This is a genomic window from Octadecabacter arcticus 238 (assembly GCF_000155735.2).
Classification (GTDB): Bacteria; Pseudomonadota; Alphaproteobacteria; order Rhodobacterales; family Rhodobacteraceae; genus Octadecabacter; species Octadecabacter arcticus.
Genome location: NC_020908.1, coordinates 2,084,155 through 2,096,891, shown reverse-complemented (window position 1 = coordinate 2,096,891; position 12,737 = coordinate 2,084,155). Strand labels below are relative to the sequence as shown.

Here is a 12,737-nt window from a genome sequence, read left to right as displayed (position 1 = left end):
GTTTGCCCCCCGATATGGTGATACCATAGGCGGTATTTGGCTACCTGTCAGCAGCTAGATGCAGAGAAGCGGGATTTAGCCGTTCAGGAGCTTCGCAGCCGCTGGCGCGAAGTACGTCAACACGCCGTCGGCACCGGCACGTTTGAACGCCATGAGCGATTCCATCATGACGCTGTCATGATCAAGCCAGCCGTTTTGAACCGCCGCAAGGATCATCGCGTATTCGCCCGACACTTGGTAGGCGAACGTCGGCACACCGAATTCTGTTTTCACGCGGCGCACGATATCTAGGTAGGGCATTCCCGGTTTGACCATGATCATATCTGCGCCCTCTGACAGATCCCGCGCGACGAGGCGCATTGCCTCATCCGAATTGGCGGGGTCCATCTGGTAGGTTTTCTTGTCGCCGTTCAATGCGGCTGATGCGCCGACGGCGTCGCGAAACGGTCCGTAAAACGCTGACGCATATTTCGCGGTATAACTGAGGATCGTGACATTTGGGTGGGCATGGGATTCTAGCGCCGATCGAATGGCCCCGATGCGCCCGTCCATCATATCGGATGGACCGAGGATGTCCGCGCCGCAGTCTGCCTGTGTCAGCGCCATTTTTACCAGCGCATCGACCGTGCGGTCATTGACGATTTCACCGTTTTCAACGAACCCGTCGTGGCCGTCAATATTATAGGGATCGAGCGCGATGTCCGTCATCACGGCCATATCGGGGACTGCGTCTTTGATGGCACGGATCGCGCGGTTGGCGACGTTATCTGGAGACCATGCCAGCGCGCAATCTTGCGTCCGGTGTTGCATGCTCGTGTACGGAAAGATGCATATCGCTGGAATGCCAAGGGCGTAGGCGTCTTTTGCGGACGCTCCGATGCAGTCCACCGTGCGCCGCAAGACGCCAGGCATAGATGGGATCGGCTCTTCGGTGTCGGTGCCGTCCATGACAAAGACCGGCCAGATCAAATCGCTGGGCGACAGCACGTTTTCACGCACCATTGATCGCAGCGCCGCAGTGGCGCGCAAGCGGCGCAGACGGGACGACGAAAACAGGGGCGATGCAGAAAGCGGGGGAAATGTCATGGAGCGGGCCTTTCAAGTCACACCGATTGGGTGGCATGGAACGGCGCGCATCACAAGTCTGGGCATTGTCGCAACGCACAGCTAGATTGCGATGAAAATGCGAGGCTGCCGCCAGTGGACTGGACCAACACCCTATTTGAAGTCATCGACATGCGATCGTTCAGCAACCTTTGGTTCTGGATATCGCTGGCCGTCGTGTGGTCATCCGTAAGCCATTGGGTTTTGGGCGTGCCGTTCGACATGATCCAAAAGGCCCGCAAGATGGGTGGACAGGCGGAAATTGATTTGCACGATATGGTGCGCATCAATGTGAACCGTTTGCTCTATATCGGGCAGGTGTCGGGCTTGGTGTTGTTGACGTTTTTGGCGTTTGCCCTGACGTCGTTGGCGATATTGGCCTTTGCCTATGACGTGGAATTAGCGCAGGCTGTGTTCTTGTTGGCGTTCCCGCTGACCCTTGTCGGCGCGCTGAGCCTGTCGACATCCCTAGTGATTGCGCGTGAACAACCCGAGGGGGAGGCGCTTTATGCACGGTTGTCCAAGCACCGTGTCATCACGCAGTTTATCGGCATGATTTCGATTTTCGTCACTGCGATGTTTGGAATGTATCAGAATTTGGCCGTCGGCGCTGGCTTCTAATTGCGCGTCTATCTGTTGACACTGGGCTTGCGCGCAGTAGGTCGGTTTCCATGACCAAAATTCAAGCCAAACCCGTTCCCAACCCCAAACACGTCACCATCTCCGGAGCGCCGGAAGGTTTTGACGCCCGCCTGATACTGGCCGAGGCCGAGAGCGGCGCGGTTGTTCATATCTGTCGTGACGACAAACGGGTTGAGGCGATGCGCGCGGCACTGGCGTTCTTCGCGCCCGACATGCCCGTGTTGATCTTTCCCAGTTGGGATTGCCTGCCCTATGATCGGGTGTCCCCGAACGCGGATGTGTCTGCGGCCCGCATGGCGGTTTTGGCAGGTCTTGCACACGGGATGCCGGAACGGTTTGTTTTGCTCACCACGTTGAACGCCGCCACCCAAAAGGTGCCTGCGCGGTCAGTCTTGCGCGAAGCCGCATTTTCCGCCAGTGTCGGCAGCCGTATAGACGAGGCCGCGCTGCGGGCGTTCTTGGTGCGCATGGGCTTTACGCAGGCGCCAACGGTGATGGAACCGGGCGATTACGCCGTGCGTGGTGGCATCATCGATATTTATCCACCCGGTCAGATTGGTCCGGTGAGGTTGGACCTGTTTGGTGATGATCTTGAGGGCGCGCGCCGCTTTGATCCGGCGACGCAGCGCACGACGGAAACCCTAGACGTCGTAGACCTTGCGCCGGTGTCCGAAGTGATTTTGGATGACGCGGCGATCACCCGGTTTAGGCAGAACTATCGGTTGGAATTTGGCGCGGCGGGCACGGATGATCCTTTGTATGAGGCGGTGTCAGCGGGCAAAAAACACGCAGGCGTTGAGCACTGGCTGGCGTTTTTCCATGCCGAGCTTGAGACATTGTTTGATTATCTGACGGGCGCGACGGTCACGCTGGACGAACAAAATGCCGCGCAACGTGACGCACGTTGGGTTTCGATTGACGATCAATACGATGCCCGTCGTGAGGCGATGTTAGCAAAGGGGCGGATGGATTCCGTCTATAAGCCCGCAGCGCCCAGCGGATTGTATCTTGATGGTCCCGCGTGGGATGCAGCGTTGCGCAATTTTCGCGTCATGCAGCTTGGGGCGTTGCCGCAGGCCACGGGACCTGGTGTTATTGACGCAGGCGGGCGCATCGGGCGAAACTTCGCGCCTGAACGACAGCAGGAAAGTGTCAGTCTTTTCGGGGCTTTGGCAGATCATCTTAAAGCAAAGCTTGAACTGGGACCAGTTGTCGTCGCGTCCTATTCTCAAGGTGCGCGCGAACGCCTGATTGGTTTGATCGAAGACAAAGGTATTGCGGAAACCATTCCAGTCACAGATTTCAGCCGCATCGGTAAGCGCGGGCTGCATATGGCGGTTTGGGCGCTGGAACACGGGTTTGAGAGTCAGGGCATCACCGTGGTGTCTGAGCAGGATGTGCTGGGGGATCGCCTGATCCGCCAAACCAAACGCAAACGTCGCGCCGAGAATTTTCTGACAGAGACCCAAAGCCTGACGCCGGGTGATTTGGTGGTCCATGTGGATCACGGTGTTGGCCGCTATCTGGGCATGGAGGTTGTGACGGCACTTGGGGCCGCCCATGAATGTCTGCTGCTGGAATATGCCGAAAGTTCCAAGCTTTATCTGCCGGTTGAGAATATTGAGCTGCTGTCACGTTATGGCCACGAGGTTGGACTGCTCGACAAATTGGGCGGTGGCGCCTGGCAAGCCAAGAAAGCCAAGCTGAAAGAACGCATCCGCGAAATGGCGGAACGCCTGATCCGCGTCGCGGCCGAACGTGAATTGCGCACTGCGCCTGCGTTGACGCCGCCCGAGGACATGTGGGAGCAGTTTTTGGCGCGGTTCCCTTATGCGGAAACCGACGACCAATTGCGGGCGATTGAGGATGTTCTGGACAATCTGGGATCGGGCAAACCGATGGATCGTCTGGTCTGTGGTGATGTGGGTTTCGGCAAAACCGAAGTCGCAATTCGCGCCGCGTTCGTGGCCGCGATGTCCGGCGTGCAAGTGGCGATTGTCGCACCAACAACGCTTTTGGCGCGCCAGCACTACAAAGGGTTCGCGGAACGGTTCCGCGGATTTCCGATCAATGTCAGGACGTTGTCGCGCTTTGTTAGCGCAAAAGAAGCCGCGCTGACGAAGGACGGAATGGCCAAAGGCACGGTGGATATCGTCATTGGCACCCACGCGTTGTTGGCGAAAAACATCCGGTTCAAGGACCTTGGGCTACTGGTCATTGACGAAGAACAGCACTTTGGCGTGCAACACAAAGAACGCCTGAAACAGATGCGCACGGACATTCACGTGCTGACGCTGACGGCGACGCCGATCCCGCGCACGCTGCAATTGTCGTTGTCCGGTGTGCGTGAGTTGAGCATCATCGGAACACCGCCAGTCGATCGTTTGGCGATCCGAACCTACGTAAGCGAATTTGATACCGTGACGATCCGCGAGGCGTTGTTGCGTGAACATTACCGCGGCGGGCAGTCGTTCTTTGTTGTGCCACGGATTTCGGATTTGCCCGAGATTGAGGCGTTCATTCGTGATGAGGTGCCAGAGGTGTCATTCGTCATCGCGAGCGGGCAGATGGCAGCCGGAGAGTTGGATGACCGGATGAATGCGTTTTATGACGGAAAATACGACGTCTTGCTGGCGACGACGATTGTGGAAAGCGGCTTGGATATTCCGACAGCGAATACGATGATCGTTCACCGTGCCGATATGTTTGGACTGGCGCAACTGTATCAAATTCGCGGACGGGTGGGCCGATCCAAGGCGCGGGCCTATGCCTATCTGACCTACAAGCCGCGCCAGAAATTAACGCCGCAGGCCGAAAAGCGGCTGCGGGTTTTGGGGTCGATCGACACGCTCGGGGCCGGGTTCACGCTTGCGTCACAGGATCTGGACATTCGCGGCGCGGGCAATCTGCTGGGCGAAGAACAATCCGGTCAAATGCGCGAAGTTGGCTATGAATTGTACCAATCCATGCTGGAAGAACAGATCGCCAAGATCAGGTCCGGCGAAGTGACATTGGTTGAGGATGGCCAATGGGCGCCGCAGATCAACCTCGGCGTTCCGGTGCTTATTCCCGAAGCCTACGTTCCTGATCTGGATGTGCGTCTGGGGCTGTATCGCCGCCTGTCGGATCTGACAACCAAGGTTGAACTGGAAGGGTTTGCCGCAGAATTGATTGACCGGTTCGGGACATTGCCGAAAGAGGTTAACACCCTGATGCTGGTCGTGCGTATCAAAGCGATGTGCAAAAAGGCTGGTATCAGCCAGCTTGACGCAGGGCCAAAGGGTGCGGTTTTGCGATTTCACAATGACAAATTCATCTCCCCCGTGGGGCTGGTGGAATTCATTGATGATCAGCGCGGGCAGGCTAAAGTGAAGGACAACAAGATCGTGATCAGGCGCGATTGGGGCACGGACCGTTTGAAGATCCAAGGTGCGTTCGCCATTGCCCGCGATCTTGCAGCTAAAGTGAAAGAGGCCAAGACCGCAAAGCCATAGGCGGATTAATCGTTGTCGCGCCGGATCATTGTGGTGAGCCACTGGGCCATACAGGCACAAACGAAGATGCCGATTGCCAGTGGCAGCGGTGTGCCGTCAAATCGAAGGCCAATTGGAATTGCGATCAGGACTGCGCCCACGGTTGCGGTAGCCGTTACGATGGAGGCGGCGGACCCCGCGATGTGGCCCATAGGCTCCATCGCCAGCGCGTTCAGATTGCCGATTGTCAGGCCCGCTTGGAAGAAGACGGAAACGGTCCAAACAGCGTAGAACAGCAGTTCGATCTGGTTGGGAAGGCCGAGCATGATGATGCAGATCATCCCCAGCGACATGAACATTTGCGCCAACATCATCGCCTTGATGATCGGGCGCATGCCCAGCCGCCCCACGAGGCGGGCGTTGATGATTGATGCGGAGGCCGCGAGAATCGCAATGCCACCAAACCACAGATGGAATGTGTCGCCTTGGTCATAGGTTTGATCGAACACCTGTTGCGTGGAGCTGAGCACCGAAAACAGCATGCCCATGCTCAGCGTTTGAACAATGGTCGCAAGGCGCGCGGTCGGGTGACCATACACTTCACGTGCGGCGGCGAATATGGTGGTGAAACGCAGAGGGCGGCGGTTTTCCGGGGCGAGTGTTTCAGGTTGGCGCAGCATCAGCCAGCAGGTGGACAGGCTGATAAAAATGGCGAATGCCACGAAGATGCCGCGCCAGCCTGAAAAGGCAATGATACCCGCGCCTAACGTCGGCGCGAGGGCGGGCACGAGCGAAAAAACCAGCATGACAAAGGACATGATCCGCGCCATGTCGCGTCCCGAATACAAATCACGCACCAACGCCATTGCAACAACGCGCGGAGCGGCTGCACCAAGGCCCATCAAGACACGCGCGGCCAACATAGTTTCTAGCGTCGTGGTGAAAAACGCAAACGCAGTGGCGCAGACATAAAGAATCGCGCCGCCCAAAATAACGGACTTGCGCCCGAACCGATCCGCCAAGGGTCCGGTGATGAACGTGCCAAGCCCCATGCCCAACACGAAACTGGTGATGATCAGTTGGGCGCGATTAAGGTTGCCTGGTGACAGTTCTGCGCCGATGTCGGGCAAGGCTGGCAGCATGGCGTCGATAGAAAACGCGACACTCGCCGCGAGCATTGCGATCAGCGCGACAAATTCAACTTGGCCCAATGCCTTGACGGGGGATCGAGATGGCGCCTTTGATGGACTGATCACTCAGTAGACTCGATTTGCGCCATGATGTCGCCCATGACCTTCAGCCACATCTCAGTCGGTTGCGCACCGGGGACCGCATGTTGGTTGGCGACAATGAATGTCGGCACCGAAGAAATGCCCATTTCACGGCTGTGGGCATCGCGTTTCTGGATGTCTTCGATGTCTGCATCGGAGTCGAGCAATTTGGATACAACGCTGGCGTCCATTTCACATCCGTCGGCAATATCGGCGAGCACATAGGTGTCGCCAATATCGCGCGCATCGCGAAAGTAGGCTTCAAACAGGCGGTGGACAACGAATGTCTGGCGGCCTTCAATGCCCGCCCAGTGTATCAAGCGATGGGCGTTGATGGTGTTGGGCGTGCGTTTCATACCCGCAAAATCAATCTTCAGACCTGCCGCCTCGGCGGCCTGCACTACAGGTGCATAGGCTTTGACAGCACCGTCTTTGCCGCCGAACTTGTCCTCAAGATAAGTTCGGCGATCCATGCCTTCCAGCGGCATGGTGGGGTTGAGCTGGAACGGATGCCATTCAACCGTGAACGGGTGATCGGGGATCTGTTCGAGGGCGCGGTCCAGATTGGTTTTGCCAATGTAGCACCACGGGCAAATCGGATCGGAAATGATATCAAGTTTGACCATGTGCGGCCTCCCAGTCTGACCTGAGCGCGCGGCGCAGGAGTTTGTTGTTGGCGCCGCGGGGCAATGCGTCACGGCGAATAAAGATGCGCGGACATTTGTAGCGGGCGAGGTGGGCGGCGCAATGCGCGGCCAATTCGGTGTCAACTATCACATCTGTGCTGGTGTAAAAGGCGGCAATGATCGACGCGTCGGATTTGACCCGCACTTCTACGGCAGCGACCTCATGGATGTCGGGGTGTTGCGCGAGGGCGGTTTCAACCTCAATCGGGGAGACGCGGTAGCCTCCGGCGTTCATCATGTCGTCAACGCGCCCCTCATAGGCGACGGCACCTGAGGGGAGGCGGCGACCAATGTCGCCAGTTAAGAACCAGTCGTCGCTGAAACGCGCAGCAGTTTCTTCGGGCGCATTCAGGTAGCCGAGCATGAGGCCGGGGTCGGATTCATGCACCGCAATCTGGCCTGTGTCGCCCGATGTGCCGGACTGATCAAGCAGGGCGATGCGACGTCCCGGTTGTGGCTGGCCAAGAGTGCCAACATCTGCTGACTGCCTCGGGCTGGCGGAGATGAAGGTTGAGCATTCGGACATGCCGTAGGCTTCGTAAATTGGGGTATTGGTCGCCGATGTCCATGCGGTGCGGGTGGTATTGGGCAGTTTTTCACCGGCTGATAATCCGTGGCGCAAGGTTGGAATAGGCGCGATTGGCGACTTGAGGAGTTGGCGGTAAACCCCTGGTGTAGCTGCGAAAATTGTCGCGTTGTGTTGCGCTAGAAGTGTGGGAAGTCTGTCAGGTGGCGTGCCAGCGGCGGGGATCAGGGCGGTTGCACCCACTGTCCACGGGTCCATCAGACCTGTGCCAAGAGTGTAGGTCCAATTAAAGGCCCCCGCGTGCAAGACGCGATCATTTCGGGTCAAGCCGTACCAGCCATCATGCATCATGCGCCGCGCCCAAATTGCGCGATGGGCATGAACCACACCGCGCGGCGTGCCCGAGGTGCCCGAGGTGAAGATGATATAGGCTGCGCGGTCCGGATCGCCGTAAGTGTAATCAGCAGGCAGCATACCATAAAAACTGACGAGTGTTGCGGTATCGATCACGGGGGCCGTGCAGTCGGGCAACGCGATATCCGCCGCCGCGATGATCGCTTTGGGCGCAAGATCAATCGTCATCTTGGTGATTTCATCAACTGAAAGCTGCGAGGAGGTCGGCACAGGAATCAGATCGACGGCGATACAAGCCAAAAAAGCGATGGCAAAGTCAGGCGTGTTGCCAAGGCGCAAAAGCACGCGGTCACCTGACGCCAATCCTGTCGTCAAAAGTCCAGTGGCAGCACCACGGATCGCGTTTTCAATTTGCGCATAGGTCCAACGTTCGTCAGTGTCATCGCCAAGAACGGCCAAAGCGATTTTTGCGGGATCATCGCTTGCGCGCGCCAGAACGTAGCTGGCCATATTAAATGAGGATGGGACTGGGTCTAAGGTCATGCCACTGGCGCTATCCCAACCGCAGGGGCGTTTGCAAGCGGCGCGCCCGTGTGTGTTTCAAAACGACGCCGCCCGATGAGTTTCGATCGTAGATGTCTGGGGCTGACATCGCGAGATAGGCTTTAGGCCGCGGCGTGTTCTGGCAATCGCTTTACTTTCCACAAACGGGATTAAAGCCACCGGCTTCCAGCCGGTCCGCTTTAGCGTAATGTACTATAATCTTCCCTCTCATTTTTAAGACCCCGCGAAGCGGTAAGGGTCTTAAAAATGAGAGGGAAGATTATGATCTATTCCACAGGAAGCCATACCAAATTTTATCACCGGCTTCACGTCGTCTGGACAACAAAATACCGATACAAAGTTATGCGCGGTGAGATGCGTGAGCGTATCCGTGAAATCATTATCCAAACATGCCAAGAACTTGGCGTGCATATTGAGAAGGGCGTATTGTCGACCGATCACGTCCACATGTTCATATCGGTCCCGCCTCAGATAGCATTGTCAAAGGTGATGATGCGGATCAAGGGACGCTCGTCTTATAAGATACAGCGCGAGTTTCCCGAACTGCGCAAACGGTACTGGGGCCAGCGGTTTTGGGCTCGCGGATTTTTCTCAACAACCAGCGGCAATGTCACTGACGCTGTCATACTTCAGTATCTTGAATTACATTCAAAAAGGGAACCTACCGGCGTCAGCCGGTAGTCGTTCAGTTGGAACATCAGCCAATCGTCGAGGGTCTCGGCGGCCTCGACAACCGTGAGATCGTGGGTTTGCGCCAAATAGCGGGTGATCTTTTGGGGATCACCGCGAAACCGCGTCAGAACTGCAAGATCAAGGTGTTGGAACTGGGCGCAGAGCTGGTCCATCAGGTGCGGCCAGTGGGCGAGGGAGGTTGTCATAGTCATAACAGTCCTTTCAATGATGCTTGTTGATCGGACCTATGAAACAGCATCAAAGTTGAGACTTGGTTAAACGCGGCTTTTATTCTTCATGCCTATTCCTCGTGGGCGAAAAGGCGCGGCAGCACCACAAGCGCCAAGGCGAGCCCAACAAGTTGCGCCATAATAAAGCCGACGACATGGGCCGGATTGATGCCCGCAAAAGTGTCCGAGAACGCCCGCGCGATAGTCACGGCAGGGTTGGCAAAGCTGGTCGACGACGTGAACCAATACGCACCAGTGATGTAGATTGCCACAAGCGTCGGCACGGTGTCAGGGCGGCTGCGCAACCCGCCAAAGATCACCAAAAGCAGGCCGAAGGTCGCGAAAATTTCGGACGCCCATTGGTTCATTCCGGTGCGCGGAGTTGTCGAAAACTGTATGATATCAAGATCAAACATCACGTGGCACAGCCAGACCCCCGCAACGCCGCCCAATATCTGGACGGGGATATAAGCGGCGGCCAGCGGCCACGGGTGTTCGCCCTTAAACGCGAAGGCCAGCGTGACGACTGGATTAAAGTGCGCCCCGGAAATTGGGCCAAAGACCGTGATGATAAAGAAGAGTGTGCAGCCTGTCGCAATAGCATTAGCCAAAAGCGCCACTGCGATGTCATCGGTCAGGGTTTGCGCCATAATGCCGGAGCCGACGACGCCGATCAGCAGTAAGGCAGTGCCGAGGCCTTCAGCGCAGAGTTTTTGCGTGCTCATACGTCGGCAATCGCGTTGATCGCTGACTTGAGGGCGGCTGGGTCCATGGTTTCAAACGGCAGGTCGATCAGCGCCGCTGCCTTGCGGCTAAGGGTGTCAAAGGCGGTCTGGAATGCGACGTGCCAGTCTGGTTGCGTTGCGGCCGCGGGATCGGGGATACCCCAGTGTGCTTGCAATGGTGTGTGACCCGCGGAACGTGGCCAAAACGGGCAGGTTTCTGCTGCCGCGCTGTCGCAAACGGTGATGACAACGACCATTTGTGGTGCGTCTGGCGTCGCAAACTCGTCCCAGCTTTGCGACGTTAATCCATCCGTAGGGTGGCCTTTGGCGGCCAGTAATTTCAGCGATTGCGGGTGCACGCGACCCGACGGCGTTGATCCGGCGGAATAGGCGTGGATGCGTCCAGCGCTATCACGGTTCAGGATCGATTCCAGCAGGATCGAGCGGGCGGAGTTTCCGGTGCACAGGATAAGTATGTTCATGCAGTCTCCGGTAGGGGTGTTTGGTAACAGGGGCAAGACAACTGAAAAGGGCGTCCCAGCTGGAACGCCCTAAAACTTTATTAGTCTTGCGCATACCACCAGACATCTGGCTGCCAACCGGGCCAATCGCCAAAGATCGGCATGGTGTCTGGATAGTGCAGGTTCTTGTCATGGGCGATGTGGCTGATGTTCCACTGATAGATCGGGATCACGTAGCGCCCTGACGTCAGCAGACGGTCTAGACCTTGGGTTGCCGCCAAGAAGTCATCTTGACTGGCTGATGTCAGCAACAGGTTGATCATCGCATCAATCGCTTCGGATTTAACGCCCATCATGTTGCGCCCACCAGTCACGTCGGCGCCGTCGATTCCCCAATAGAGATATTGCTCATTGCCCGGGGACAGCGACAGACCACGGCGGTAGTAGGTCATGCCGAAGTCATAGACGTCCGTACGTTCGCTATATTGCGCGCCGTCCACGACGGTGATTGTCGGCGTGATGCCAAGGCGCGATAGGCTTTGCACGTACATGTCAACCATCGACTGGTTTTCGCTGGACCCCGATGAGAGCAGCATCTCGAAGGTGAACGCGTCACCGTTTGCATTCGCCATCACACCATTTTGGACGGTGTAGCCAGCCTGTTGCATCAGATCCAGCGCTGCGCTGATGTTGTCACGGTTGCGCTCAGAGCCGTCGGATATTGGCAGTTCATATCCGGAAATCGCATCCGCCGGAATGTCGTTGGCGAAAGGTTGCAAAAACTCAAGCACGCGACCTGTGGCGGGTCCGTCTTGCATCGCGAGGGGGGAGTTCGAGAAATAGCTGGTGATGCGCGGCTGCGCTCCGCCTGTCATCGCATCATTGATGAATTCAAAGTTAAACGCGTGGATCATCGCATCGCGCACGCGGATGTCTTCAAACTGCGGCAGGCGGGTGTTCATCACAAAGCCCGTGATCCCCGATGGCCGTGAATGCGGCAGGATCGAGCGGACAAAATCGCCCGACTGCATCAGTCCGAAATCATACTGGCTGTCCCACTTGGCGACGTTGAATTCGCGGTTGCTGTTGACCTCACCAACCTTGAACGCCTCAAACGCGGCGGTTTCATCGCCGAAGAATTCCATGCGGATGGTCTCGAGGTTATAGAGCCCGTTAACGAATGGCACGATACCCGTGCCCCAATAGTTGGGGTTGCGGGTCATTTCGATATGACGGCCCGCCTCAAAGTCGGTGATTGTGTAGGGCGATGACGTAATCGGAACAACGTCGAGGCCGGATTCCGCGAAATCCATGCCGTCCCATTGCGCCTTTTGCAAGATCGGACGCAGCCCCGCGAGAAGGGCCAGTTCGCGGTCTTCTTCGGCAAAGGTAAAGCGCACGCCGCGCTCTCCGACTGTCTCGATGCTTTCCACTTTATTATAGAATCCGTGGTAGCGTGGATGGCCTTCAGTACCCAAAGTTTCGTACGACCAGATCACATCTTCGATCGTTACTGGGGTGCCGTCAGAGAATCGGGCTTCGGAACGCAGGGTGAATTCGACCCATGAGCGATCTTCTGCGGTCTCAACCGATTCGGCCAAAAGGCCATAAAGCGTGAAAGGTTCGTCCAAAGATCGCGCCATCAGGCTTTCGCCCATCAAGAAGCGAAGTTGCCAATGAACCGAGCCTTTGACGATGAACGGGTTCAGGCTGTCAAAGCTGCCGACGTTCGCCGTAACCATGCTGCCACCGCGCGGGGCGTCGGGGTTCGCATAAGGGAGATGCGCAAAATCTAGTGGTAGGGCAGGGTCGCCATACATAGCTATGCCATGCATGGGCTCTGCCGCCGCCAAGGTCGCCAGCAGCGATGTGGTCGCCGCAAGGGCTGTCACACGTAAACGTGCACCCAGCCTTGTGTATATTCCTGTGCTCATTTTGGTGATGCTTCCCAGTGCCAAATGTTAGTCTTGGGGATTATGTTAGATGGGGAAACGAACCTTTTCAAACTTTTAGCTTGGATGCGGGCGGT

General features: G+C 56.9%; 11 protein-coding genes. 3 read left to right on the top strand and 8 right to left on the bottom strand.

Annotation, left to right across the window (positions count from 1 at the left end; all coding sequences use genetic code 11):
• Window positions 1-75: 75 nt before the first annotated feature.
• Window positions 76-1,086, bottom strand: a complete 1,011-nt coding sequence (gene hemB, locus OA238_RS10900) for a porphobilinogen synthase (protein ID WP_015495213.1) — start codon at window positions 1,084-1,086, stop codon at window positions 76-78.
• A gap of 114 nt (window positions 1,087-1,200) precedes the next feature.
• Between hemB and OA238_RS10895 the strand changes: the two genes are divergently transcribed.
• Complete coding sequence (locus OA238_RS10895; RefSeq protein WP_015495212.1) at window positions 1,201-1,725, top strand: hypothetical protein; 525 nt, start codon at window positions 1,201-1,203, stop codon at window positions 1,723-1,725.
• Window positions 1,726-1,775: 50 nt separating this feature from the next.
• Window positions 1,776-5,240: a transcription-repair coupling factor gene (mfd, locus tag OA238_RS10890; RefSeq protein WP_015495211.1), complete on the top strand. Its 3,465-nt coding sequence runs from the start codon at window positions 1,776-1,778 to the stop codon at window positions 5,238-5,240.
• Between the two features lie 5 nt (window positions 5,241-5,245).
• On the opposite strand, the gene OA238_RS10885 is transcribed toward mfd, so the two are convergent.
• Genes OA238_RS10885 through OA238_RS10875 form a run of 3 tightly spaced genes read right to left on the bottom strand, consistent with a single transcriptional unit; the run spans window position 5,246 to window position 8,599 of the window.
• Window positions 5,246-6,475 carry a multidrug effflux MFS transporter gene (locus OA238_RS10885; protein ID WP_015495210.1) on the bottom strand — a complete coding sequence of 410 codons (1,230 nt, stop codon included), beginning with the start codon at window positions 6,473-6,475 and terminating at the stop codon, window positions 5,246-5,248.
• On the bottom strand, window positions 6,472-7,116 hold the full coding sequence (locus OA238_RS10880; RefSeq protein ID WP_015495209.1) for a DsbA family oxidoreductase: 645 nt from the start codon (window positions 7,114-7,116) through the stop codon (window positions 6,472-6,474). Before OA238_RS10880 ends, OA238_RS10885 begins: the two co-directional genes overlap by 4 nt.
• A complete protein-coding gene (locus tag OA238_RS10875) occupies window positions 7,103-8,599 on the bottom strand; it encodes a class I adenylate-forming enzyme family protein (RefSeq protein ID WP_015495208.1) in 1,497 nt (498 codons plus the stop codon). Before OA238_RS10875 ends, OA238_RS10880 begins: the two co-directional genes overlap by 14 nt.
• 282 nt (window positions 8,600-8,881) lie before the next feature.
• Between OA238_RS10875 and tnpA the strand changes: the two genes are divergently transcribed.
• A complete protein-coding gene (tnpA, locus tag OA238_RS10870; protein WP_015495207.1) occupies window positions 8,882-9,301 on the top strand; it encodes an IS200/IS605 family transposase in 420 nt (139 codons plus the stop codon).
• Here tnpA and OA238_RS31705 read toward each other — a convergent pair.
• The 4 genes from OA238_RS31705 to OA238_RS10850 form a co-directional block, all read right to left on the bottom strand.
• The gene (locus OA238_RS31705; RefSeq protein WP_144055882.1) at window positions 9,250-9,498 is read right to left on the bottom strand and encodes a hypothetical protein; all 249 of its coding nucleotides are present in this window, start codon (window positions 9,496-9,498) and stop codon (window positions 9,250-9,252) included. The genes tnpA and OA238_RS31705 overlap by 52 nt on opposite strands.
• 95 nt (window positions 9,499-9,593) lie before the next feature.
• Entirely contained in the window at window positions 9,594-10,247 is a 654-nt protein-coding gene (locus OA238_RS10860) for an aquaporin (RefSeq protein WP_015495206.1), read from the bottom strand.
• On the bottom strand, window positions 10,244-10,729 hold the full coding sequence (locus tag OA238_RS10855; protein ID WP_015495205.1) for an arsenate reductase ArsC: 486 nt from the start codon (window positions 10,727-10,729) through the stop codon (window positions 10,244-10,246). Before OA238_RS10855 ends, OA238_RS10860 begins: the two co-directional genes overlap by 4 nt.
• Window positions 10,730-10,809: 80 nt before the next feature.
• Complete coding sequence (locus tag OA238_RS10850) at window positions 10,810-12,642, bottom strand: extracellular solute-binding protein (RefSeq protein ID WP_015495204.1); 1,833 nt, start codon at window positions 12,640-12,642, stop codon at window positions 10,810-10,812.
• Between the last annotated feature and the right edge of the window lie 95 nt (window positions 12,643-12,737).